At 65.8% G+C, this 21,826-nt stretch carries 29 protein-coding genes; all 29 read right to left on the bottom strand.

The genetic code is table 11. The features are described 5' to 3' along the window. Positions 1 to 26: 26 nt before the first annotated feature. Positions 27 to 680, bottom strand: coding sequence for an adenylate kinase (locus tag ACIBK8_RS11510; RefSeq protein WP_393683601.1), 654 nt, complete (start codon positions 678 to 680; stop codon positions 27 to 29). Then, complete coding sequence (gene secY / locus ACIBK8_RS11515) at positions 680 to 1,993, bottom strand: preprotein translocase subunit SecY (protein ID WP_399041525.1); 1,314 nt, start codon at positions 1,991 to 1,993, stop codon at positions 680 to 682. The genes ACIBK8_RS11510 and secY overlap by 1 nt, the downstream gene beginning before the upstream one ends. Before the next feature lie 230 nt (positions 1,994 to 2,223). Continuing rightward, a complete protein-coding gene (gene rplO / locus ACIBK8_RS11520; protein WP_227046493.1) occupies positions 2,224 to 2,679 on the bottom strand; it encodes a 50S ribosomal protein L15 in 456 nt (151 codons plus the stop codon). Position 2,680: 1 nt separating this feature from the next. Further along, the gene (gene rpmD, locus ACIBK8_RS11525) at positions 2,681 to 2,863 is read right to left on the bottom strand and encodes a 50S ribosomal protein L30 (protein WP_393683606.1); all 183 of its coding nucleotides are present in this window, start codon (positions 2,861 to 2,863) and stop codon (positions 2,681 to 2,683) included. Continuing rightward, complete coding sequence (gene rpsE / locus ACIBK8_RS11530) at positions 2,863 to 3,465, bottom strand: 30S ribosomal protein S5 (RefSeq protein ID WP_088798403.1); 603 nt, start codon at positions 3,463 to 3,465, stop codon at positions 2,863 to 2,865. Before rpsE ends, rpmD begins: the two co-directional genes overlap by 1 nt. A 46-nt stretch (positions 3,466 to 3,511) precedes the next feature. Continuing rightward, positions 3,512 to 3,895 (bottom strand): 50S ribosomal protein L18, encoded by a 384-nt coding sequence (gene rplR, locus ACIBK8_RS11535; RefSeq protein WP_227046491.1) that lies wholly within the window; start codon positions 3,893 to 3,895, stop codon positions 3,512 to 3,514. A gap of 3 nt (positions 3,896 to 3,898) precedes the next feature. Further along, complete coding sequence (gene rplF, locus ACIBK8_RS11540) at positions 3,899 to 4,438, bottom strand: 50S ribosomal protein L6 (protein WP_393683608.1); 540 nt, start codon at positions 4,436 to 4,438, stop codon at positions 3,899 to 3,901. Positions 4,439 to 4,460: 22 nt separating this feature from the next. Then, the gene (rpsH, locus tag ACIBK8_RS11545) at positions 4,461 to 4,859 is read right to left on the bottom strand and encodes a 30S ribosomal protein S8 (RefSeq protein WP_227046489.1); all 399 of its coding nucleotides are present in this window, start codon (positions 4,857 to 4,859) and stop codon (positions 4,461 to 4,463) included. A 240-nt stretch (positions 4,860 to 5,099) separates the two neighbouring features. After that, on the bottom strand, positions 5,100 to 5,285 hold the full coding sequence (locus ACIBK8_RS11550) for a type Z 30S ribosomal protein S14 (protein ID WP_004571834.1): 186 nt from the start codon (positions 5,283 to 5,285) through the stop codon (positions 5,100 to 5,102). Between the two features lie 2 nt (positions 5,286 to 5,287). Continuing rightward, on the bottom strand, positions 5,288 to 5,848 hold the full coding sequence (rplE, locus tag ACIBK8_RS11555) for a 50S ribosomal protein L5 (protein WP_227046488.1): 561 nt from the start codon (positions 5,846 to 5,848) through the stop codon (positions 5,288 to 5,290). After that, a complete protein-coding gene (rplX, locus tag ACIBK8_RS11560; protein ID WP_393683611.1) occupies positions 5,848 to 6,171 on the bottom strand; it encodes a 50S ribosomal protein L24 in 324 nt (107 codons plus the stop codon). Before rplX ends, rplE begins: the two co-directional genes overlap by 1 nt. 3 nt (positions 6,172 to 6,174) lie before the next feature. Continuing rightward, positions 6,175 to 6,543 (bottom strand): 50S ribosomal protein L14, encoded by a 369-nt coding sequence (gene rplN, locus ACIBK8_RS11565; RefSeq protein WP_003974257.1) that lies wholly within the window; start codon positions 6,541 to 6,543, stop codon positions 6,175 to 6,177. Between the two features lie 129 nt (positions 6,544 to 6,672). Next, the gene (gene rpsQ, locus ACIBK8_RS11570; protein ID WP_399041526.1) at positions 6,673 to 6,954 is read right to left on the bottom strand and encodes a 30S ribosomal protein S17; all 282 of its coding nucleotides are present in this window, start codon (positions 6,952 to 6,954) and stop codon (positions 6,673 to 6,675) included. Further along, a complete protein-coding gene (gene rpmC / locus ACIBK8_RS11575) occupies positions 6,954 to 7,178 on the bottom strand; it encodes a 50S ribosomal protein L29 (RefSeq protein ID WP_030074787.1) in 225 nt (74 codons plus the stop codon). The genes rpsQ and rpmC overlap by 1 nt, the downstream gene beginning before the upstream one ends. Next, on the bottom strand, positions 7,178 to 7,597 hold the full coding sequence (gene rplP / locus ACIBK8_RS11580) for a 50S ribosomal protein L16 (RefSeq protein WP_004571829.1): 420 nt from the start codon (positions 7,595 to 7,597) through the stop codon (positions 7,178 to 7,180). Before rplP ends, rpmC begins: the two co-directional genes overlap by 1 nt. 5 nt (positions 7,598 to 7,602) lie before the next feature. Next, the gene (gene rpsC / locus ACIBK8_RS11585; protein ID WP_136741296.1) at positions 7,603 to 8,424 is read right to left on the bottom strand and encodes a 30S ribosomal protein S3; all 822 of its coding nucleotides are present in this window, start codon (positions 8,422 to 8,424) and stop codon (positions 7,603 to 7,605) included. Then, positions 8,424 to 8,771: a 50S ribosomal protein L22 gene (rplV, locus tag ACIBK8_RS11590; protein WP_030619142.1), complete on the bottom strand. Its 348-nt coding sequence runs from the start codon at positions 8,769 to 8,771 to the stop codon at positions 8,424 to 8,426. The genes rpsC and rplV overlap by 1 nt, the downstream gene beginning before the upstream one ends. Positions 8,772 to 8,814: 43 nt before the next feature. Then, positions 8,815 to 9,096, bottom strand: coding sequence for a 30S ribosomal protein S19 (gene rpsS / locus ACIBK8_RS11595; RefSeq protein WP_052859621.1), 282 nt, complete (start codon positions 9,094 to 9,096; stop codon positions 8,815 to 8,817). A gap of 12 nt (positions 9,097 to 9,108) precedes the next feature. After that, positions 9,109 to 9,945 carry a 50S ribosomal protein L2 gene (rplB, locus tag ACIBK8_RS11600; RefSeq protein ID WP_030283452.1) on the bottom strand — a complete coding sequence of 279 codons (837 nt, stop codon included), beginning with the start codon at positions 9,943 to 9,945 and terminating at the stop codon, positions 9,109 to 9,111. Positions 9,946 to 9,984: 39 nt separating this feature from the next. Beyond that, positions 9,985 to 10,308 (bottom strand): 50S ribosomal protein L23, encoded by a 324-nt coding sequence (rplW, locus tag ACIBK8_RS11605; RefSeq protein ID WP_227046484.1) that lies wholly within the window; start codon positions 10,306 to 10,308, stop codon positions 9,985 to 9,987. Then, complete coding sequence (rplD, locus tag ACIBK8_RS11610) at positions 10,308 to 10,958, bottom strand: 50S ribosomal protein L4 (RefSeq protein ID WP_393683617.1); 651 nt, start codon at positions 10,956 to 10,958, stop codon at positions 10,308 to 10,310. The genes rplW and rplD overlap by 1 nt, the downstream gene beginning before the upstream one ends. Before the next feature lie 8 nt (positions 10,959 to 10,966). Continuing rightward, positions 10,967 to 11,611 carry a 50S ribosomal protein L3 gene (gene rplC, locus ACIBK8_RS11615; RefSeq protein WP_227046482.1) on the bottom strand — a complete coding sequence of 215 codons (645 nt, stop codon included), beginning with the start codon at positions 11,609 to 11,611 and terminating at the stop codon, positions 10,967 to 10,969. 14 nt (positions 11,612 to 11,625) lie between these two features. Further along, positions 11,626 to 11,934 (bottom strand): 30S ribosomal protein S10, encoded by a 309-nt coding sequence (gene rpsJ, locus ACIBK8_RS11620; protein ID WP_003948644.1) that lies wholly within the window; start codon positions 11,932 to 11,934, stop codon positions 11,626 to 11,628. 590 nt (positions 11,935 to 12,524) lie between these two features. After that, on the bottom strand, positions 12,525 to 13,718 hold the full coding sequence (gene tuf / locus ACIBK8_RS11625) for an elongation factor Tu (RefSeq protein WP_393683619.1): 1,194 nt from the start codon (positions 13,716 to 13,718) through the stop codon (positions 12,525 to 12,527). A 155-nt stretch (positions 13,719 to 13,873) separates the two neighbouring features. After that, positions 13,874 to 15,994 (bottom strand): elongation factor G, encoded by a 2,121-nt coding sequence (fusA, locus tag ACIBK8_RS11630; protein ID WP_399041527.1) that lies wholly within the window; start codon positions 15,992 to 15,994, stop codon positions 13,874 to 13,876. 39 nt (positions 15,995 to 16,033) lie between these two features. Then, complete coding sequence (gene rpsG, locus ACIBK8_RS11635; RefSeq protein WP_004571813.1) at positions 16,034 to 16,504, bottom strand: 30S ribosomal protein S7; 471 nt, start codon at positions 16,502 to 16,504, stop codon at positions 16,034 to 16,036. A 2-nt stretch (positions 16,505 to 16,506) separates the two neighbouring features. After that, entirely contained in the window at positions 16,507 to 16,878 is a 372-nt protein-coding gene (rpsL, locus tag ACIBK8_RS11640; RefSeq protein ID WP_003948652.1) for a 30S ribosomal protein S12, read from the bottom strand. 331 nt (positions 16,879 to 17,209) lie between these two features. Next, positions 17,210 to 17,686: a DUF1707 and DUF4190 domain-containing protein gene (locus ACIBK8_RS11645; protein ID WP_399041667.1), complete on the bottom strand. Its 477-nt coding sequence runs from the start codon at positions 17,684 to 17,686 to the stop codon at positions 17,210 to 17,212. 236 nt (positions 17,687 to 17,922) lie between these two features. Then, a complete protein-coding gene (locus ACIBK8_RS11650; protein WP_399041670.1) occupies positions 17,923 to 21,822 on the bottom strand; it encodes a DNA-directed RNA polymerase subunit beta' in 3,900 nt (1,299 codons plus the stop codon). Between the last annotated feature and the right edge of the window lie 4 nt (positions 21,823 to 21,826).

The following is a 21,826-nucleotide window of genomic DNA, read 5'->3' on the forward strand; positions in this document are numbered from 1 at the left end:
GGCCGTACCGGAGTGTGTGTGCGGCCCTACGCGCCGCGACCCAGCGCGGTCATGGACCGCTGGGTGACCTCTTCGACCTTGCCGAGAGCCGGAATCGTCACGACGAGTTCCTGCGACTTGTAGTAGTCGATGATCGGCTCGGTCTCCGAGTGGTAGACCTCCAGGCGCTTGCGCACCGTGTCCTCGTGGTCGTCGTCGCGCTGGTACAGCTCGCCGCCGCAGACGTCGCAGACGCCCTCGGTCTTCGGCTTGCTGTACTCGGCGTGGAAGACATGCGCGGAGTCCTTGCGGCAGATGCGCCGCCCGGCGATCCGCTTGACGACCTCGTCCTCGGGAACCTCCAGGTCGAGCACCGCGTCCAGCGCGATGCCCTTGCCCTTGAGGTAAGCGTCCAGCGCCTCGGCCTGCTTGAGGTTGCGCGGGAACCCGTCCAGCAGGAAGCCCCCGGCCGCGTCCGACTGCTCCAGGCGGTCCTCGGCCATGCCGATCGTGACCTCGTCCGGCACCAGGTTTCCGGCGTCCATGTAGGACTTCGCCTGCACACCCAGGGGCGTGCCCTGGCTGATGTTGGCGCGGAACAGGTCGCCCGTGGAGATGTGCGGGATCTGGAGGTTCTTGGCAAGGTACGCAGCCTGCGTACCCTTACCGGCCCCCGGAGGTCCGACGAGGACGATTCGCATCAGCGGAGGAACCCTTCGTAGTTGCGCTGCTGAAGCTGGCTCTCGATCTGCTTCACGGTCTCCAGACCCACACCCACGATGATCAGGATGCTCGTCCCGCCGAACGGGAAGTTCTGGTTCGCGTTGAACAGCACCAACGCCACTGTTGGTACGAGTGCGATCAGCCCCAGGTACAGCGAGCCCGGCCACGTGATCCGGTTGAGCACGTAGCTGAGGTACTCGGCCGTCGGGCGACCAGCCCGGATGCCCGGGATGAAGCCACCATACTTCTTCATGTTGTCGGCAACTTCTTCGGGGTTGAAGGAGATTGCCACGTAGAAGAAGGCGAAGAACACGATCAACAAGAAGTACGTAACGATGTAAACCGGGTGATTGCCCTTGGTGAAGTTGGTGGCAACCCAGTTCGCCCAGCCCGCAGTCGATCCGCTGAACTGCGCGACCAGGGCCGGAATGTAGAGCAACGACGACGCGAAGATGACGGGAATCACACCCGCCTGGTTCACCTTGAGCGGGATGTACGTGGACGTACCGCCATAGGAACGGCGACCGATCATGCGCTTCGCATATTGGACCGGAATACGGCGCTGAGCCTGCTCGACGAAGACCACGAGGGCGACCATGGCCAGGCCCACGACGATCACGGCGAAGAACTCGATCCAGCCGTCGGCCAGCTTGCCCTGGACCTTGATCTGCCAGAGGGCGCCCGGGAATCCGGCGGCGATCGAGATGAACATCAGGATGGACATGCCGTTGCCGATACCGCGGTCGGTGACCAGCTCACCGAGCCACATGACCATGGCCGTACCGGCGGTCATCGTGATGACCATCGTGATGGTGGTGAAGATGGAGTCGCTCGGCACGATCTCGCTGGCGACCGGGCAGCTCTGGAAGAGCGCACCGCTGCGGGCGGTGGCCACCAGGCCGGTGCCCTGCAGGATCGCCAGCGCCACGGTCAGATAGCGGGTGTACTGGGTGATCTTCGCCTGACCGGTCTGCCCCTCTTTCTTGAGGGCCTCCAGTCGTGGAATGACCACGGTCAGCAGCTGGAGAATGATGCTCGCCGTGATGTACGGCATGATGCCCAGCGCGAAGATCGTGATCTGCAGCAGCGCACCACCGCTGAACATGTTCACCAGGGCGAACAACCCGCTGTTGCCGCCGGCCTGCTTCATGCAGGTCTCGACGTTCGCGTAGTTCACCCCAGGGACCGGGATATGCGCACCGATCCGGTAGAGCACGATGATGCCCAATGTGAACAGCAGCTTCTTGCGCAGGTCGGGCGTCTTGAACGCTCGGGCGAACGCGGTGAGCACGGTGCCTCCTGCGCCTCCCGCCTCATGGGCGAGAGGTGACGGTCTTGAGGATCGACGAATAGAAAGTGGCCAAACGCCGCACGGCCGGGGCCGTACGGCGGGGGTCCGGTGCTTTCCCCCTGGAAAACACTGCACCGGCAAGCCACCTTACCGGCGACCGTACCCCCGTGGAACGACCAACCGGGGATGCCCCAAACGATGGGCATCCCCGGTCAGTTGAACCAACGAACTCAGATGAGTTCGGTGACGGTGCCGCCGGCAGCGGCAATCTTCTCCTTGGCGGAGCCGGAGACGGAGTCAACCGTCACCTGCAGTGCCACGGAGACCTCGCCGGCGCCGAGCACCTTGACGAGCTCGTTCTTGCGCACCGCGCCCTTGGCGACCAGATCGGCCACCGTGACCTCGCCACCCTGCGGGTACAGCGCGGCCAGCTTCTCCAAGTTCACGACCTGGAACTGCTTGTGGGCGGGGTTCTTGAAGCCCTTCAGCTTCGGGAGGCGCATGTGGAGGGGCATCTGCCCGCCCTCGAAGCGCTCCGGAACCTGGTAACGGGCCTTCGTGCCCTTGGTACCACGACCAGCGGTCTTACCCTTGGACGCCTCACCACGACCCACACGGGTCTTGGCGGTCTTGGCGCCCGGGGCGGGCCGGAGGTTGTGGACCTTCAGCGGGTTCTGCTCCGCCATGTCAGTCGACCTCCTCAACCGTCACGAGGTGGCGGACGGTGTGCACCATGCCGCGGAACTCGGGACGGTCCTCCTTGACAACCGAGTCGTTCAGGCGCTTGAGCCCGAGCGAACGCAGGGTGTCGCGGTGGTTCTGCTTGCTGCCGATGTAGGACTTCGTCTGCGTGATCTTGAGGTGCGCCATTACGCGGTCACCCCGGCACGCGCACGCAGCAGGGCTGCGGGAGCAACGTCCTCCAGCGGCAGGCCACGACGGGCGGCGATCTCCTCGGGACGCTGCAGTCCCGAGAGGGCCTCCACCGTGGCGTGCACGATGTTGATCGGGTTCGACGAACCGAGCGACTTGCTCAGGACATCGTGGATGCCCGCGCACTCCAGAACGGCGCGCACCGGGCCACCGGCGATCACACCGGTACCGGGGGAAGCCGGCTTGAGCAGGACGACGCCCGCAGCCTTCTCGCCCTGGATGGGGTGGGGGATGGTGCCCTGGATACGGGGGACCTTGAAGAAGTTCTTCTTGGCCTCTTCCACGCCCTTGGCGATGGCAGCCGGAACTTCCTTGGCCTTGCCGTAACCGACACCTACGGTGCCGTCACCGTCGCCCACCACGACCAGCGCGGTGAAGCTGAAACGACGACCACCCTTGACAACCTTGGCGACACGGTTGATCGCGACAACGCGCTCAACGTATGCGGTCTTCTCGGCGGCAGCGCCACCGTCGCGACCCTTCCGGTCCCGCCGCTCGCCGCCACCGGCACCGCTTCCGCGGCGCTGGGGTCCAGCCATTGGATTTACCTCTCTCTGTTACGTCCGCTAGCTCCGGAACCGGGGCTTAGAACTTCAGCCCGGCTTCGCGGGCGGCGTCCGCCAGAGCGGCAATGCGCCCGGCGTACTGGTTGCCACCGCGGTCGAACACGACGGCCTCGACGCCGGCGGCCTTGGCGCGCTCAGCGACCAGGGCACCGACCTGCTTGGCCTGGTCGCCCTTGCTGCCTTCGCCGCCACGGATCGACGCGTCCAGGTGCGACGCCGACGCGAGCGTGTGGCCCGCGATGTCGTCGATGACCTGGGCGGTGATGCCGCGGTTGGAACGCGTCACGACCAGACGCGGACGCGCCGGCGTACCCGCAATCCGCTTACGGATGCGGATGTGGCGCCGCTTGAGGGCGGCACCCTTACGGGCATTGCCCTTCGCGATCTTCACACCGTATGCCATGGCTTACTTACCAGCCTTTCCGACCTTGCGGCGGATGACCTCGCCGGCGTACTTGACGCCCTTGGCCTTGTACGGGTCAGGCTTGCGCAGCTTGCGGATGTTCGCCGCAACCTCGCCGACCTTCTGCTTGTCGATGCCCTCGACGCTGAGCTTGGTCGGGGACTCGACCTTGAAGGAGATACCCTCGGGCGCCTCGACGACGATGGGGTGGCTGTAGCCCAGGGCGAACTCCAGGTTGGAGCCCTTCGCCTGGACGCGGTAGCCGACACCGCTGATTTCGAGCGCCTTGCTGTAGCCCGTGGTCACGCCGGTGATCATGTTCGCCACCAGCGTGCGGGACAGGCCGTGGAGGGCCTTGTTCTGACGCTCGTCGTTCGGGCGCGAGACGGTGATGAAGCCGTCCTCACCCTTGGCGACCTCGATGGGCGCAGCAACGGTGTGCGAGAGGGAACCCTTGGGGCCCTTCACCGCGACCGTGCGGCCATCGATGGTGACGTCCACACCAGCGGGAACCTGGATGGGCAGCTTGCCAATACGCGACATTAGCTATTCCTCCGTTCCCTGGTTACCAGACGTAGGCGAGGACTTCCCCACCCACGCCCTTCTTGCTGGCCTGCTGACCGGTCAGGAGACCGTGGGACGTGGAGATGATCGCCACGCCCAGGCCGCCGAGGACCTTCGGCAGGTTGGTGGACTTTGCGTAGACCCGCAGGCCCGGCTTCGAAATCCGCTTGATGCCGGCGATCGAGCGCTCGCGGTTCGGGCCGAACTTCAGCTCGAGGGTGAGGTTCTTGCCGACCTCGGCGTCCTCGACCTTCCAGCCGGTGATGTAGCCCTCCTGCTGGAGGATCTCCGCGATGTGCGACTTGATCTTGCTGTGCGGCATCACGACGGTGTCGTGGTACGCCGAGTTCGCGTTACGCAGACGGGTCAGCATGTCTGCGATGGGATCAGTCATGGTCATGAATTGGCCTTCGGCCTCTCTCGCCGGGGTTTCCTATGTGCGCCATCCCTCTCCCCGATCAGAGTCGGGACGGGTGCGGCGCGGGGACCTACGGCGTAGTAAGCGACGTTATGCGGGCAGCGTGCCCGCGGTCGGTCTCGGGCGGCGGGGCGCCCAACCCTTCTACCCTACGGGACAAAGGGCGGGGCGCCTGCCGACCGGATGCTTACCGAGAGCTTCCGGGTGAACCCAACTAGGGGTTTACCAGGAGCTCTTGGTCACGCCCGGCAGCTCGCCACGGTGAGCCATCTCACGAAGGCACACGCGGCAGAGGCCGAACTTACGGTAGACGGAGTGCGGCCGGCCGCAGCGCTGGCAACGCGTGTACGCGCGCACAGCGAACTTCGGCTTGCGGGCCGCCTTAGCAATCAGGGCCTTCTTCGCCACGGTCAGTTCTCCTTGAACGGGAAGCCGAGGTGACGAAGCAGGGCACGGCCCTCATCGTCGTTCTGGGCGGTCGTCACCACGGTGATGTCCATGCCCCGGACCCGGTCGATCTTGTCCTGGTCGATCTCGTGGAACATGACCTGCTCCGTGAGACCGAAGGTGTAGTTGCCCCGGCCGTCGAACTGCTTCGGGGACAGACCACGGAAGTCGCGGATGCGCGGCAGCGCGAGCGACAGCAGGCGGTCCAGGAACTCCCACATGCGGTCACCACGGAGGGTGACGTGGGCACCGATCGGCTGGCCCTCACGCAGCTTGAACTGCGCGATGGACTTACGGGCCTTGGTGACGGCCGGCTTCTGGCCGGTGATCGTGGTGAGGTCCTTGATGGCACCGTCGATCAGCTTGGAGTCGCGGGCGGCGTCGCCCACACCCATGTTGACCACGATCTTGGTCAGACCGGGGATCTGCATGACGTTCTCGTACGAGAACTCGTCGCGCAGCTTTCCGGCGATTTCTTCGCGGTAGCGCTGCTTGAGGCGCGGCGCGTTGGTGGTGGCAGTCATCAGATGTCCTCACCGGTCCGCTTGGCAACGCGGATCTTGTTGCCGTCATCGTCGAAGCGGTAACCGACGCGGGTGACAACCTTGTTGCCGTCCTTCTCCACGACCAGCTGAACGTTGCTGATGTGGATCGGGGCCTCGGTCGTGACGATGCCGCCGGTCTGCGAACCGCGAGCGGTCTGGCCGGCCTTGGTGTGCTTCTTGACCCGGTTGACACCCTCGACCAGGACACGGTCCTCGCGGGGGAAGGCCGCGATGACCTTGCCCTGCTTGCCCTTGTCCTTACCGGTGATGACCTGGACCAGGTCGCCCTTCTTGATCTTCATCGGTTACAGCACCTCCGGCGCGAGCGAGATGATCTTCATGAACTTCTTCTCGCGCAGCTCACGGCCCACGGGGCCGAAGATACGGGTGCCGCGGGGGTCGCCATCGTTCTTGAGGATGACGGCCGCGTTCTCGTCGAAGCGGATGTACGAGCCGTCCGGACGGCGGCGCTCCTTGACGGTGCGAACGATGACGGCCTTGACGACGTCACCCTTCTTCACGTTGCCACCGGGGATCGCGTCCTTCACGGTGGCGACAATGACGTCACCGATGCCCGCGTAGCGGCGACCCGAACCACCGAGAACACGGATGGTGAGAATTTCCTTCGCACCCGTGTTGTCGGCGACCCGAAGTCGCGACTCCTGCTGGATCACGTCTATCTCCTGATCGTCTGCCGGTTCCCGGCAGGGACTTCAGCTGAAGTCCCTGCCGAGCCTGGCGGAACTGACCTGAGGGGTAACCCCCACAGGCGGTTTCTCTCGGAATTCCCTTACGGGAAATCCCTACTTGGCCTTCTCGAGGATCTCGACGATGCGCCAGCGCTTCGAGGCGGACAGCGGTCGGGTCTCCATCAGGAGGACGCGGTCGCCGACGCCGGCGGAGTTCTGCTCGTCGTGCGCCTTGAGCTTGTTGGTACGGCGGATGACCTTGCCGTACAGCGCGTGCTTGACACGGTCCTCGACAGCGACGACGACGGTCTTGTCCATCTTGTCGCTGACGACGAGACCCTCACGGGTCTTGCGGAATCCGCGCTCGTTCGTCTCAGTCACATTCTTCTCGCTCATCAGGCGCTCTCCACCGTCTCGATGCCCAGCTCGCGCTCACGCATCAGGGTGTAGATCCGGGCGATGTCCTTACGGACGGACTTGAGCCGACCGTGGTTCTCAAGCTGTCCGGTCGCCGCCTGGAAGCGGAGGTTGAACAGCTCCTCCTTGGCCTCACGAAGCTTGCCGACGAGGTCCTCGTCATTCAGCTCGCGCAGCTCGGTCGCCTTGATACCGGCCGCCATCACGACTCACCTGCCTCGCGCCGCACGATGCGGCACTTCATCGGAAGCTTGTGGGCGGCGCGGGTCAGCGCCTCCTTGGCAACCTTTTCGTTCGGGAAGGACAGCTCGAACATCACCCGACCGGGCTTGACGTTCGCGACCCACCACTCCGGAGAACCCTTACCGGAACCCATGCGGGTTTCGGCCGGCTTCTTCGTGAGCGGGCGGTCCGGGTAAATGTTGATCCAGACCTTGCCGCCACGCTTGATGTGACGGGTCATCGCGATACGAGCGGACTCGATCTGACGGTTCGTCACGTAAGCCGGGGTGACGGCCTGGATGCCGTACTCACCGAAGGCCAGCTCGGTGCCACCCTTGGCCATGCCGTTGCGCTTCGGGTGGTGCTGCTTGCGGTGCTTGACCCTGCGAGGGATCAGCATGTCGGTCAGGCCTCCGTTCCGGGGGTCTCCGCCGGAGCAGCGGCAGCGGCCTCGGCCTTGGGGGCCTCGGCAGCGGCGCTCTGCTGCGGCTTGCGGCCACGGCCGCCACGCTCGCCACCGCGGCGCGGGCGGTCGTTGCCGCCACCACGCGCCGGGCGGTTGCCCGCACGGGCGGCAGCGTTCTCCGCACGAACCTCGGCGATGTTCTTGACGTCGCCCTTGTAGATCCAGACCTTCACGCCGATGCGGCCGAAGGTGGTCTTGGCCTCGAAGAAGCCGTAGTCGACGTTCGCACGGAGCGTGTGCAGGGGCACACGGCCCTCGCGGTAGAACTCCGAGCGGGACATCTCGGCACCGCCGAGACGGCCACCACACTGGATCTTGATGCCCTTGGCGCCGGCCTTCATCGTCGACTGCATGCTCTTACGCATGGCGCGACGGAAGGAGACGCGGGAGGACAGCTGCTCGGCGACGGCCTGGGCCACGAGCTGAGCATCGGTCTCGGGGTTCTTGACCTCGAGGATGTTCAGCTGGACCTGCTTGCCGGTCAGCTTCTCCAGTTCGCCACGGATGCGGTCGGCCTCGGCGCCACGGCGGCCGATGACGATGCCCGGACGAGCGGTGTGGATGTCAACGCGGACGCGCTCACGGGTGCGCTCGATCTCCACCTTCGAGATACCGGCGCGCTCCATGCCCTTCGTCATCATGCGACGAATGGCGACGTCTTCCTTGACGTAGTCCTTGTACAGCTTGTCGGCGTACCAACGCGACTTGAAGTCGGTGGTGATGCCGAGCCGGAACCCGTGCGGGTTAACCTTCTGGCCCATTACCGGGTTCCTTCCTTGCTGCTGACGACCACGGTGATGTGGCTGGTCCGCTTGCGGATCCGGTAGGCACGGCCCTGGGCACGCGGCCGGAACCGCTTCAGGGTCGGGCCCTCGTCGACGTATGCCTCGGAGATGACGAGGCTGTCGGCGTCGGTGTGGTCGTAGTTGTGCGCGGCGTTGGCAATGGCGCTGTCCAGCACCTTGCCAACCGGCACGCTCGCGGCCTGCGGGGCGAAACGCAGGACCGCCTGAGCCTCCGTGGCATCCATGCCACGGATAAGGTCCACCACGCGGCGGGCCTTCATGGGCGTGACGCGGATGTACCGCGCCTGGGCCCTGGCTTCCATGGTTGTCCCTTCGGTGTCAGTCATAGTCTTCGCACTCCGCCGATCAACGACGCCGCGACTTGCGGTCGTCCTTCTCGTGGCCGCGGAAGGTGCGGGTCGGCGCAAACTCGCCGAGCTTGTGGCCGACCATCGACTCGGTGACGAACACCGGGACGTGCTTGCGGCCGTCGTGCACCGCGATCGTGTGGCCGAGCATGGCCGGGACGATCATGGAGCGGCGGGACCAGGTCTTGATGACGTTCTTGGTGCCGGCTTCGTTCTGGACATCCACCTTCTTGGTGAGGTGTCCGTCGACGAAGGGCCCCTTCTTGAGACTGCGCGGCATCTAAACCCGCTCCTAGCGCTTCTTGTTCGTCTTGCGGCGGCGGACGATGTACTTGTTGCTGGCCTTCTTCGGCGAGCGAGTACGACCCTCCTTCTGACCCCAGGGCGAGACCGGGTGGCGACCACCGGAAGTCTTGCCTTCACCACCACCGTGGGGGTGGTCGACGGGGTTCATCACGACACCGCGCACGGTCGGGCGAACGCCCTTCCAGCGCATACGGCCGGCCTTGCCCCAGTTGATGTTCGACTGCTCGGCGTTGCCGACCTCGCCGACAGTGGCGCGGCAGCGGACGTCGACCAGGCGGATCTCACCGGACGGCATACGAAGGTGGGCCATCGAGCCCTCCCTCGCCAGCAGCTGCACGGAGGCACCGGCCGAGCGGGCGAACTTCGCACCGCCGCCCGGACGCAGCTCGATCGCGTGGATCGTCGTACCCACGGGGATGTGGCGCAGCGGCAGGTTGTTGCCGGGCTTGATGTCGGCACCGGGGCCGTTCTCAATCCGGTCACCCTGCGACAGGCCACGGGGCGCGATGATGTAGCGCTTCTCGCCGTCTGCGTAGTGCAGCAGCGCGATGCGCGCGGTGCGGTTGGGGTCGTACTCGATGTGCGCGACCTTGGCCGGCACGCCGTCCTTGTCGTGACGACGGAAGTCGATCACTCGGTAGGCGCGCTTGTGGCCACCGCCCTGGTGGCGAACGGTCACACGACCGGCGTTGTTACGGCCGCCCTTGCTGTGCAGCGGGCGGACCAGCGACTTCTCCGGCGTGGACCGCGTGATCTCGACAAAGTCGGCGACGCTGGAGCCACGACGGCCCGGGGTCGTCGGCTTGTACTTGCGGATACCCATTTCTCAGTCCTCGTCCGATTCCGGACGACTCGACCTCCGTCAGGAGGTCGGGCCGCCGAAGATGTCGATACGGTCGCCCTCGGCGAGGGTCACGATGGCGCGCTTGGTGTCAGCGCGCTTGCCGAAACCGGTACGGGTGCGCTTGCGCTTGCCCTGCCGGTTGATCGTGTTGACCCCGGTGACCTTGACCGAGAAGACCGCCTCGACGGCCTGCTTGATCTGGGTCTTGTTGCTGCCGGGCGCGACGATGAACGTGTACTTGTTCTCGTCCAGCAGCGCGTAGCTCTTCTCCGAGACAACCGGCTTGACGAGAATGTCGCGCGGGTCCGAGAAGGTCTTGCTGGTGACGACGGCCTCACTCATCAGGCGTCGCTCCCTTCGGTCTCAACGGCCTTGGGGCCAGACACGAAGGACTCGAAAGCGGCCTTGGTGAAGACCACGTCGTCCGAGACGAGCACGTCGTACGTGTTCAGCTGGCCCGGCTCCAGGATGTGAACCTGGGGCAGGTTGCGGGCGGAGAGCAGCGAAGTCTCGTCCGAGCGCTCGATGACCAGGAGCACGTTCTTGCGCTCGCTGACCTTGCCGAGCAGGCTCTTCGCGGCCTTCGTCGAGATCTCGCCATCGGCCACGCCGGACACGACGTGGATGCGGCTGTTGCGGGCCCGGTCGGTGAGGGCACCGCGCAGGGCGGCAACCTTCATCTTCTTGGGCGTCCGCTGCGAGTAGTCACGCGGCACGGGGCCGTGGACGACGCCACCGCCGGCGAACTGCGGCGCACGGGTCGAACCCTGGCGCGCGCGGCCGGTGCCCTTCTGGCGGTACGGCTTCTTGCCACCGCCGCGGACCTCGCCGCGAGTCTTGGTCTTGTGCGTGCCCTGACGGGCCGCGGCCAGCTGTGCGACAACGACCTGGTGGATCAGCGGAACGCTGACCTTGGCGTCGAAGATCTCCGAGGGGAGCTCGACGGTCCCGGCCTTGTCGCCTGCCGGCGAAAGGATGTCAATGGTGCTCATCGGTTACCTCAGGCCCCCTTGGCCGCGGTACGGACCAGGACGAGGCCGCCGTTCGGACCAGGAACTGCGCCCTTGATGAGCAGCAGACCCTTCTCCGCGTCAACGGCATGGACGGTCAGGTTCTGGGTGGTGACCCGCTCGTTGCCCATACGACCGGCCATCCGCATGCCCTTGAACACGCGGCCCGGGGTGGCGCAGCCACCGATGGAGCCCGGCTTGCGGTGCACACGGTGGGCACCGTGGGAAGCCTTGCCGCCGTGGAAGCCGTGACGCTTCATGACGCCGGCGAAGCCCTTGCCCTTGCTCTTGCCGGTCACGTCCACCTTGATGCCGGACTCGAAGGTCTCGGCAGTCAGCTCCTGGCCGAGGGTGTACTCGCCGGCATCGGCGGTACGGACCTCGACGAGGTGGCGGCGGGGGGTGACGTCGGCCTTCGCGAAGTGGCCCTTGAGGGGCTTGTTCACCTTGCGCGGGTCGATCTCGCCGAAGGCGATCTGGACGGAGTCGTAGCCGTCCTGGTCATTGGTGCGCACCTGGGTAACGACACAGGGGCCGGCCTTCACCACGGTCACCGGAACGACACGGTTGTTGTCGTCCCAGACCTGGGTCATGCCGAGCTTCTCGCCCAGGATGCCCTTGATCTGCTTAGCCATCTCTTCCGCGCCTCTCAGAGCTTGATCTCGATGTCAACGCCGGCCGGAAGGTCCAGGCGCATCAGCGAGTCAACGGTCTTGGGCGTCGGGTCGAGGATGTCGATCAGGCGCTTGTGCGTGCGCATCTCGAAGTGCTCGCGCGAGTCCTTGTACTTGTGCGGCGACTTGATGACGCAGTACACGTTCTTCTCAGTGGGCAGCGGCACCGGGCCCGCGACCGACGCACCAGTTCGCGTCACCGTCTCGACGATCTTCTTCGCCGAGCTGTCGATGACCTCGTGGTCGTAGGCCTTGAGCCGGATGCGGATCTTCTGTCCCGCCATGGCTACTTCGTAGTCCTGTCTCTCGTAACGCTCTGGGACTCGGTGCGTTCGCGTCCCGCCTCCGACCCACGCGGTCGGGCGTGTCGCGCTCCTTCCCGGAAATTTCCGTAACGGAAACCCCTGAGAAGGAGAAGTGGGGGCAGAACACCCACCGAGTGCCTGGCTGAGGCACCCCGCTGACACTTCCCGGAAGATTCCCGTACTTCCGCCCCTGAGAAGGGACGACGAATACCTGGGACTCGCTTCCGGTCCTCCCGGCGGGAGGCGCGCAGCATCGGCACTCAACCGAGCAACCTGGACAGTGTGCCATACCAGCACCATGGCTGGCCAACTGAAGCCGGGGAGGGTACCCCACGACACCGGCGCCCAACCCTGCGGCTCGCGCGAAAGGGCGGTTTGCCCACTCTTTTCGGCCGCCACGGACAGCCCCCGCCGTACCTGCGCCCCCGCGGCCACAGGACGCCCCTGCCCCCGCGGACGCCCGCCCCGGGGCAGCGGAAAGCGCCCGCACGACCGAGGTCGTACGGGCGCTTCCGTGAGCCGAGGCTCGAATGCTCCGGGGAGCTACCGGGTTACCCCGATCAACGGAATTACTTGTTGATCTTGGTGACCTGGCCGGCGCCGACGGTCCGGCCACCCTCACGGATGGCGAACTTCAGGCCCTCCTCCATGGCGACCGGCTGGATCAGCTCGACCGACATCTCGGTGTTGTCGCCCGGCATGACCATCTCGGTGCCCTCGGGGAGGGTCACGACGCCGGTCACGTCAGTCGTACGGAAGTAGAACTGCGGGCGGTAGTTGTTGAAGAAGGGGGTGTGACGGCCACCCTCGTCCTTCGACAGGATGTACGCCTGGGCCTCGAAGGAGGTGTGCGGCGTGACCGAACCCGGCTTGATGATGACCTGGCCGCGCTCGACGTCCTCGCGCTTGATGCCGCGAAGCAGCAGACCGACGTTCTCACCGGCCTGACCCTCGTCCAGCAGCTTCCGGAACATCTCGATGCCGGTCACCGTGGTGGTGGTCTTGTCCTGCTTGATGCCGATGATGTCGACGGTCTCGTTGACCTTGAGGACACCACGCTCGATACGACCGGTGACAACGGTGCCACGGCCGGTGATCGTGAAGACGTCCTCGATCGGCATCAGGAACGGCTTGTCGACGTCACGGTCGGGAGCCGGGATCGCCTCGTCGACGGCCTTCATCAGGTCGACAACGGACTTGCCCCACTCGGCGTCGCCCTCGAGCGCCTTGAGCGCCGAGACCTTGACGACCGGAACGTCGTCGCCCGGGAACTCGTACTCGGAGAGGAGCTCACGGACCTCGAGCTCGACGAGCTCCAGGATCTCCTCGTCGTCCACCATGTCGGCCTTGTTCAGGGCGACAACGATGTAGGGAACGCCGACCTGGCGGGCCAGGAGCACGTGCTCCTTGGTCTGCGGCATCGGGCCGTCGGTGGCGGCAACCACGAGGATGGCGCCGTCCATCTGCGCCGCACCCGTGATCATGTTCTTGATGTAGTCCGCGTGACCGGGGCAGTCGACGTGGGCGTAGTGACGGTTCTCCGTCTGGTACTCGACGTGCGCGATCGAAATCGTGATACCGCGCTGGCGCTCCTCGGGAGCCTTGTCGATCTGGTCAAAGGCCGAGGCCTCGTTCAGGTCCGGGTACTCGTCGTGCAGCACCTTGGTAATGGCGGCCGTGAGGGTCGTCTTACCGTGGTCGATGTGACCGATGGTGCCGATGTTGACGTGCGGCTTAGTCCGCTCGAACTTCGCCTTCGCCACTGGTTCCTCCTGAAGTGGTTCTGTACGCCTTACTCATCGGCGCCAGGTGATCTTTGCTGGGATGCCGGCTGCCGGGACATTCCTCACGGATTGCGGGGATTGCCCCGGCAGACGGTGTCAAGCCTAAAGCGTGTTCCGACTATCGGGAGACGGAGCTACTCGCCCTTGGCCTTCGCGATGATCTCCTCGGCGACGTTCCGGGGAACCTCGGCGTAGGAGTCGAACTGCATCGAGTAGCTTGCGCGACCCGACGTCTTGCTGCGGAGGTCTCCGACGTAGCCGAACATCTCCGACAGCGGGACCAGGCCCGTGACGAGCTTGGCGCCGCTGCGGTCCTCCATGGACTGGATCTGACCGCGGCGCGAGTTGATGTCGCCGATGACGTCACCCATGTAGTCCTCGGGCGTCGTCACCTCGACCTTCATCATCGGCTCGAGCAGGGCCGGGCTGGCCTTGCGGGCGGCCTCCTTGAAGGCCATCGAACCGGCGATCTTGAAGGCCATCTCGGACGAGTCGACCTCGTGGAAGGCACCGTCGAGCAGGGTGACCCGGACACCGGTCAGCGGGTAGCCGGCGAGAACACCGAACTCCATGGCCTCCTGGCAGCCCGCGTCCACGGACGGGATGTACTCCCGCGGGATACGGCCACCGGTGACCTTGTTCTCGAACTCGTACCCGTCGCCCTCGAGCGGCGCGATCGCGATCTGGACCTTCGCGAACTGACCGGAACCACCGGTCTGCTTCTTGTGCGTGTAGTCCAGGCGCTCGACCGGCTTGCGCAGCGTCTCACGGTAGGCCACCTGCGGCTTACCGACGTTGGCCTCGACCCGGAACTCACGCTTCATACGGTCGACCAGCACGTCGAGGTGCAGCTCGCCCATACCCGCGATGATGGTCTGGCCGGTCTCCTCGTCGGTGTGGACCTGGAACGACGGGTCCTCTTCCGCGAGGCGCTGGATGGCGACACCCAGCTTCTCCTGGTCGCCCTTGGACTTGGGCTCAATGGCGACCTGGATGACCGGAGCGGGGAACTCCATCGACTCCAGGATCACCGGGCTGCCCGCGTCGCAGAGGGTCTCACCGGTGGTGGTCTGCTTCAGACCCATGACGGCGACGATGTCACCGGCACCCACCGACTCGATCTCCTCACGCTTGTTCGCGTGCATCCGGTAGATCTTGCCGATGCGCTCCTTCTTGCCCTTCACCGAGTTCTGCACCTGCGAGCCGGCCTCAAGGCGGCCCGAGTACACCCGGATGAACGTGAGCTTGCCCAGGTGCGGGTCGCTCGCGATCTTGAAGGCGAGGGCGGCCAGCGGCTCGTCCTCGGAGGGCTTACGGGTGACGACCTGCTCGGCGTCGTTGACCGCGTGGCCCTCGATGGCCTCGACGTCCAGCGGCGACGGGAGGTAGCGCACGACCGCGTCGAGCAGGGGCTGCACGCCCTTGTTCTTGAACGCGGTGCCGCAGAACACCGGGGTGACGGTGGTGTTCTCCGCCTTGCCCGAAGCGATCGTGATCCGACGAATCGCGGCGTAGAGCTGCTCCACGGTGGGCTCCTGGCCCTCCAGGTACAGCTCCATCATGTCTTCGTCGTTCTCCGCGACGGCTTCGAGGAGCTTGCCGCGCCATTCCTCGGCTGCCTCGGTGTGGGTGGCCGGGATGTCGACGACGTCGTACATCTCGCCCTTGGCCGCCTCGGCGGACCACACGAAAGCCTTCATGGTGACGAGGTCGACGACGCCCTGGAAGTCCGCCTCGGTACCGATCGGCAGCTGCATCACGATCGGCACCGCGCCCAGGCGGTCCACGATCATGTCGACGCAGCGGTGGAACTCGGCGCCGGTACGGTCGAGCTTGTTGACGAAGCAGATGCGCGGCACGCCGTAGCGGTCCGCCTGACGCCAAACGGTCTCGGACTGGGGCTCAACACCGGCAACGCCGTCGAACACCGTCACTGCACCGTCGAGGACGCGCAGCGAACGCTCCACCTCGACGGTGAAGTCGACGTGGCCCGGCGTGTCGATGATGTTGATGGTGTGGTCGACGTCGTTCAGCGGCCAGTGGCAGGTCGTCGCGGCAGACGTGATCGTGATGCCGCGCTCCTGCTCCTGCTCCATCCAGTCCATCGTGGCAGCGCCGTCGTGGACTTCACCGATCTTGTAAGAGACACCGGTGTAGAACAGGATCCGCTCGGTGGTGGTCGTCTTGCCCGCGTCGATGTGGGCCATGATCCCGATGTTGCGGACCTTGGCCAGGTCAAGCGAAGTGGTGGCCATATCGGCTCAATCTTCTCTCGGTCTCGATGTGGGTTGCGACTACCAGCGGTAGTGCGCGAAGGCCTTGTTGGACTCGGCCATCTTGTGCGTGTCCTCACGCTTCTTGACCGAAGCACCGAGGCCGTTGGAGGCGTCGAGCAGTTCGTTCATGAGGCGCTCGGTCATGGTCTTCTCGCGACGGGCGCGGGAGTAGCCCACGAGCCAGCGGAGCGAGAGGGTGGCGGCACGGCCGGGCTTGACCTCGACCGGGACCTGGTAGGTCGCGCCACCGACACGGCGGGACTTGACCTCAAGGGTCGGCTTGATGTTCTCGAGCGCGCGCTTGAGCGTGATGACCGGGTCGTTACCGGTCTTCTCGCGCAGACCCTCCATGGCGCCGTAAACGATGCGCTCGGCGGTGGAGCGCTTTCCGTTCAGCAGAACCTTGTTGATGAGGGAGGTCACCAGAGGAGAGCCGTAGACCGGGTCGATGATGACCGGGCGCTTCGGGGCGGGGCCCTTACGAGGCATTCTTACTTCTCCTTCTTGGCGCCGTAGCGGCTGCGAGCCTGCTTGCGGTTCTTGACGCCCTGCGTGTCGAGGGAGCCGCGGATGATCTTGTACCGAACACCCGGCAGGTCCTTCACACGGCCGCCACGCACGAGCACAATCGAGTGCTCCTGCAGGTTGTGGCCCTCACCCGGAATGTAAGCGGTGACCTCGATCCCGCTGGTCAGACGCACACGCGCGACCTTACGCAGGGCCGAGTTCGGCTTCTTCGGGGTGGTCGTGAAAACACGCGTGCAGACGCCGCGGCGCTGGGGCGAACCCTCCAGTGCGGGCGTCTTGTTCTTCTCGACCTTGTCCTGCCGGCCCTTCCGGACCAGCTGCTGGATCGTAGGCACTACTTCTCCGGTTTCTGTGTGCCAATCACGGTAAAGCTAACCTGAAACGCACGCCGACCCACGAGGTCGGGTGTGTCGAAACTGCATGCTCCCGCTGCGAGGCGGAAAAGGCGCAGATTGCGGCGTGGCCGAAAACGGCTCGCCATGCGGCTGAAGACACGCATGGCAGCCAGGGCACACCCCAGGCACAAGGTCTGAGCGTACCTACCTCACCGACTCCGGTCAAAACAAATGCCTCGGGGCCGACACGCCGGGCACAACCGGTCAGAAGCCGGTCACCGTGAGCCTCGCGGCGCCGAAGCCGTACGCCGGCCGGTCCCGCGGCCGACGGTCACCTGCCGGAAGCCACCGCGACGAAGAACACCAGGAAGAACAGCGCCCAGCCGCCGATCCCCAGCCAGCCGAGCACCAGACCCGTCAGCGCCTGCCCGTCCCCGCGCTCACCGCTCCTGCGGATCTCGGCGCGCGCCTTGTGCCCCAGGATGACGGCCGGGATCGCGGTCAGCCCCCAGGTCACCGGCGTCATGATCCCGCACACCAGCGCGCCGGTTGCGGAGCTGTTCGTGTGGACCGGCATCGGCATCTGCATCGGCATGAACGCCGCCGGCACCGGCCGCGGCGTGAACTGCGCCTGCGGCACCGGCCCCTGCGGAAGATCCGCGACCAGCATCTGCAACTCGGCATGCGTCTGCGCCTGATACGCCCGCGTGATGCGCTGCTCGTACTCCCCCTGCGCGAGCCTGCCCTCGGCGAATCCCGCCTTCAGCACGTCGACCGCACGCTCACGGTCCGCATGCGAGGCACGCATCGCCGGCACCTGATTGAGCGGCTGAGCGGGCTGCCCACCCTGCCAAGGCTGGAATGCCATGCGCGCTCCTCCCCCGCTCGACAGTTCTCCCCATCTTCTCATCACAGACGCAGCAATGGGAGGACAAGTTCCCCGGGGCCGCGACGCGACGTTTGCACAACGCCGCAGGGCGGTCACCCGATCGGGTGACCGCCCTGCGGTTGAGCACGTATCCGGCGCGCGGCCGGATGGCCGTCCTACTGGTTGTAAGGACCGTAGTCGTAGTCCTCCAGCGGGACCGCCTGGCCGGAGCCGGTGCCGAAGGGCGAGTAGTCGATGTCGTCGTAACCGACGGCCGAGTACATCGCGGCCTTGGCCTCTTCGGTGGGCTCGACCCGGATGTTGCGGTAGCGGGACAGACCCGTACCGGCCGGGATGAGCTTACCGATGATGACGTTCTCCTTGAGGCCGATCAGGGAGTCCGACTTGGCGTTGATCGCCGCGTCGGTCAGGACCCTGGTCGTCTCCTGGAAGGACGCCGCCGACAGCCAGGACTCGGTGGCCAGCGAAGCCTTGGTGATACCCATCAGCTGCGGACGGCCGGAGGCCGGGTGGCCGCCTTCCGCCACGACGCGACGGTTCTCGCCCTCGAACTTCGTGCGCTCCACCAGCTCGCCCGGCAGCAGCTCCGCGTCGCCGGACTCGATGATCGTCACGCGGCGCAGCATCTGCCGGATGATGATCTCGATGTGCTTGTCGTGGATCGCCACGCCCTGGCTGTTGTAGACCTTCTGGACCTCGCCGACGAGGTGGACCTGGACGGCACGCTGGCCGAGGATCCGCAGCACGTCGTGCGGGTTGATGGCACCCAGCGTGAGCGGCTGGCCGACCTGGACGTGGTCGCCCTCGCCCACCAGCAGACGGGCACGCTTCGAGACGCCGTAGGCGGTCTCGTCGCTGCCGTCGTCGGGGGTGACGACAACCTTCTTGGTCTTCTCGGTCTCCTCGATGCGGACGCGGCCGGCCGCCTCCGAGATCGGCGCGACACCCTTGGGCGTACGGGCCTCGAAGAGCTCGACGACTCGCGGCAGACCCAGGGTGATGTCGTCGCCCGCCACACCACCGGTGTGGAAGGTACGCATGGTCAGCTGGGTGCCGGGCTCACCGATGGACTGGGCGGCGATGATGCCGACCGCCTCACCGATGTCGACCAGCTTGCCGGTGGCCAGCGAACGGCCGTAGCAGAAGGCACAGGTGCCGACCGCGGACTCACAGGTCAGGACCGAGCGGGTCTTGACCTCCTCGACGCCGTGCGCGACCAGCTGGTCGATGAGCACGTCACCGAGGTCGACGTTCGCGGAGGCGATGACCTTGCCGTCGACGACGACGTCCTCGGCCAGCATGCGGGCGTAGACGCTCGACTCCACGTCGTCCGTCTTGCGCAGGCTGCCGTCGGCGCCGCGGGTCGCGATCTTCAGCTTGAGGCCGCGCTCGGTGCCGCAGTCCTCCTCGCGGATGATCACGTCCTGCGAGACGTCCACCAGACGACGGGTCAGGTAACCCGAGTCGGCGGTACGCAGGGCGGTGTCCGCGAGACCCTTACGGGCACCGTGGGTGGAGATGAAGTACTCCAGCACGGAGAGACCCTCACGGAACGACGCCTTAATGGGTCGCGGAATGGTCTCGTTCTTCGCATTCGACACCAGACCACGCATACCGGCGATCTGACGCATCTGCATCATGTTTCCTCGGGCACCCGAGTCAACCATCATGAAGATGGGGTTCGTCTTGGGGAAGTTCTCATTCATCGCCTCGGCAACCTCGTTGGTCGCCTTGGTCCAGATGTTGATGAGCTCCTGCGTACGCTCGTCCTTGGTGATCAGACCGCGCTCGTACTGCTTCTGGACCTTCTCGTCCTGGGCCTCGTAGCCCGCGACGATGCCCTTCTTGGCCTCCGGGACGACGATGTCCGAGACGGCGACGGTGACGCCGGAACGGGTCGCCCAGTGGAAGCCGGCCGCCTTCAGGTTGTCGAGCGTCGCCGCCACGATGACCTTGGGGTAGCGCTCGGCCAGGTCGTTGACGATCGCGGAGAGCTGCTTCTTGCCCACCGAGTAGTCGACGAACGGGTAGTCCTCGGGCAGCAGCTCGTTGAAGAGCGCACGGCCCAGGGTCGTCCGCAGGCGGAAGCTGTCACCCTGCTGCCACTCGGGCTCGCCCTCTTCCGGAACCGGCGGGGTCCAGCCACGGGGCGGGACGGTGCCGATCGGGAACCGGATGTCGACCTTCGCCTGGAGCGACAGCTCCTTGGCGTCGAACGCCATGATCGCCTCGGCGACCGAGCCGAACGCCCGGCCCTCGCCGATGACCTTGCGCTCTTCCTCGTCGGTGGTGAGGAAGAACAGGCCCAGCACCATGTCCTGGGTCGGCATGGTGACCGGACGGCCGTCGGCCGGCTTGAGGATGTTGTTCGAGGACAGCATCAGGATGCGGGCCTCGGCCTGCGCCTCCGCGGACAGCGGGAGGTGGACGGCCATCTGGTCACCGTCGAAGTCCGCGTTGAACGCGGTGCAGACGAGCGGGTGAATCTGAATGGCCTTGCCCTCGACCAGCTGCGGCTCGAAGGCCTGGATGCCGAGGCGGTGCAGGGTGGGCGCACGGTTCAGCAGCACCGGGTGCTCGGCGATGACCTCTTCGAGGACGTCGTACACGACGGTGCGGCCACGCTCGACCATGCGCTTGGCCGACTTGATGTTCTGCGCGTGGTTCAGGTCGACCAGGCGCTTCATCACGAACGGCTTGAAGAGCTCCAGCGCCATGGCCTTGGGCAGACCGCACTGGTGCAGCTTCAGCTGCGGGCCGACGACGATGACGGAACGCGCCGAGTAGTCGACTCGCTTACCGAGCAGGTTCTGACGGAAACGGCCCTGCTTGCCCTTGAGCATGTCGCTCAGGGACTTCAGCGGACGGTTACCGGGACCGGTGACCGGGCGACCGCGACGACCGTTGTCGAAGAGGGCGTCCACGGCCTCCTGGAGCATGCGCTTCTCGTTGTTCACGATGATCTCGGGCGCACCGAGGTCGAGAAGCCGCTTCAGGCGGTTGTTGCGGTTGATCACACGGCGGTACAGGTCGTTCAGGTCGGAGGTCGCGAAGCGGCCACCGTCCAGCTGCACCATCGGACGCAGGTCCGGCGGGATCACCGGGATGCAGTCCAGCACCATGCCCTTGGGGCTGTTGCGGGTCTGCAGGAAGGCGGAGACGACCTTGAGGCGCTTGAGCGCACGGGTCTTCTTCTGGCCCTTGCCGGTCCGGATGATCTCGCGGAGGCGCTCGGCCTCCTCGTCCAGGTCGAAGGTCTCCAGGCGCTTCTGCAGCGAGGCGGCGCCCATCGCACCGTCGAAGTACGTGCCGAAGCGGTCACGCAGCTCGCGGTAGAGCAGCTCGTCGCCCTCCAGGTCCTGGACCTTGAGGTTCTTGAAGCGGTTCCAGACCTCGTCGAGGCGGTCGATCTCGCGCTGCGCACGGTCGCGCAGCTGCTTCATCTCACGCTCGGCGCCCTCGCGCACCTTGCGGCGCACGTCGGCCTTGGCGCCCTCGGCCTCCAGCTCGGCCAGGTCGGTCTCGAGCTTCTTGGCGCGGGCCTCCAGGTCGGAGTCGCGGCGCTGCTCGATCTGCTGACGCTCGACGGAGACGTGCGCCTCCAGCGAGGGCAGGTCGCGCGTACGGCGCTCCTCGTCCACCCACGTGATCATGTAGGCGGCGAAGTAGATGACCTTTTCGAGGTCCTTGGGCGCGAGGTCCAGCAGGTAGCCGAGACGGCTCGGCACGCCCTTGAAGTACCAGATGTGGGTGACGGGAGCGGCCAGCTCGATGTGGCCCATCCGCTCACGGCGCACCTTGGCGCGAGTGACCTCGACGCCGCAGCGCTCGCAGATGATGCCCTTGAAGCGGACGCGCTTGTACTTACCGCAGTAGCACTCCCAGTCCCGGGTCGGACCGAAAATCTTCTCGCAGAAGAGTCCGTCCTTTTCGGGCTTGAGGGTGCGGTAGTTGATGGTCTCCGGCTTCTTGACCTCACCGTGGGACCACTGACGGATGTCGTCAGCGGTGGCGAGGCCGATCCGCAGCTCGTCGAAGAAGTTGACGTCGAGCACTGTC

The organism is Streptomyces sp. NPDC050161 (assembly GCF_044460025.1).
In the GTDB taxonomy this organism is placed as follows: Bacteria; Actinomycetota; Actinomycetes; order Streptomycetales; family Streptomycetaceae; genus Streptomyces.

Excerpts from the sequence above, each read along its gene's own strand:
- ACIBK8_RS11510 (WP_393683601.1), bottom strand. The coding sequence starts at position 680 with ATGCGAATCGTCCTCGTCGGACCTCCGGGGGCCGGTAAGGGTACGCAG.
- rplO (WP_227046493.1), bottom strand. The coding sequence starts at position 2,679 with ATGGCGGAGCAGAACCCGCTGAAGGTCCACAACCTCCGGCCCGCCCCG.
- rpmD (WP_393683606.1), bottom strand. The coding sequence starts at position 2,863 with ATGGCGCACCTCAAGATCACGCAGACGAAGTCCTACATCGGCAGCAAG.
- rpsE (WP_088798403.1), bottom strand. The coding sequence starts at position 3,465 with ATGGCTGGACCCCAGCGCCGCGGAAGCGGTGCCGGTGGCGGCGAGCGG.
- rplR (WP_227046491.1), bottom strand. The coding sequence starts at position 3,895 with ATGGCATACGGTGTGAAGATCGCGAAGGGCAATGCCCGTAAGGGTGCC.
- rplF (WP_393683608.1), bottom strand. The coding sequence starts at position 4,438 with ATGTCGCGTATTGGCAAGCTGCCCATCCAGGTTCCCGCTGGTGTGGAC.
- rpsH (WP_227046489.1), bottom strand. The coding sequence starts at position 4,859 with ATGACCATGACTGATCCCATCGCAGACATGCTGACCCGTCTGCGTAAC.
- rplE (WP_227046488.1), bottom strand. The coding sequence starts at position 5,848 with ATGACTGCCACCACCAACGCGCCGCGCCTCAAGCAGCGCTACCGCGAA.
- rplX (WP_393683611.1), bottom strand. The coding sequence starts at position 6,171 with ATGAAGATCAAGAAGGGCGACCTGGTCCAGGTCATCACCGGTAAGGAC.
- rpsQ (WP_399041526.1), bottom strand. The coding sequence starts at position 6,954 with ATGAGCGAGAAGAATGTGACTGAGACGAACGAGCGCGGATTCCGCAAG.
- rpmC (WP_030074787.1), bottom strand. The coding sequence starts at position 7,178 with ATGGCGGCCGGTATCAAGGCGACCGAGCTGCGCGAGCTGAATGACGAG.
- rplP (WP_004571829.1), bottom strand. The coding sequence starts at position 7,597 with ATGCTGATCCCTCGCAGGGTCAAGCACCGCAAGCAGCACCACCCGAAG.
- rpsC (WP_136741296.1), bottom strand. The coding sequence starts at position 8,424 with ATGGGCCAGAAGGTTAACCCGCACGGGTTCCGGCTCGGCATCACCACC.
- rplV (WP_030619142.1), bottom strand. The coding sequence starts at position 8,771 with ATGGAAGCCAGGGCCCAGGCGCGGTACATCCGCGTCACGCCCATGAAG.
- rpsS (WP_052859621.1), bottom strand. The coding sequence starts at position 9,096 with ATGCCGCGCAGTCTCAAGAAGGGGCCCTTCGTCGACGGACACCTCACC.
- rplB (WP_030283452.1), bottom strand. The coding sequence starts at position 9,945 with ATGGGTATCCGCAAGTACAAGCCGACGACCCCGGGCCGTCGTGGCTCC.
- rplW (WP_227046484.1), bottom strand. The coding sequence starts at position 10,308 with ATGAGTGAGGCCGTCGTCACCAGCAAGACCTTCTCGGACCCGCGCGAC.
- rplD (WP_393683617.1), bottom strand. The coding sequence starts at position 10,958 with ATGAGCACCATTGACATCCTTTCGCCGGCAGGCGACAAGGCCGGGACC.
- rplC (WP_227046482.1), bottom strand. The coding sequence starts at position 11,611 with ATGGCTAAGCAGATCAAGGGCATCCTGGGCGAGAAGCTCGGCATGACC.
- rpsJ (WP_003948644.1), bottom strand. The coding sequence starts at position 11,934 with ATGGCGGGACAGAAGATCCGCATCCGGCTCAAGGCCTACGACCACGAG.
- fusA (WP_399041527.1), bottom strand. The coding sequence starts at position 15,994 with ATGGCCACCACTTCGCTTGACCTGGCCAAGGTCCGCAACATCGGGATC.
- rpsG (WP_004571813.1), bottom strand. The coding sequence starts at position 16,504 with ATGCCTCGTAAGGGCCCCGCCCCGAAGCGCCCGGTCATCATCGACCCG.
- ACIBK8_RS11645 (WP_399041667.1), bottom strand. The coding sequence starts at position 17,686 with ATGCGTGCCTCGCATGCGGACCGTGAGCGTGCGGTCGACGTGCTGAAG.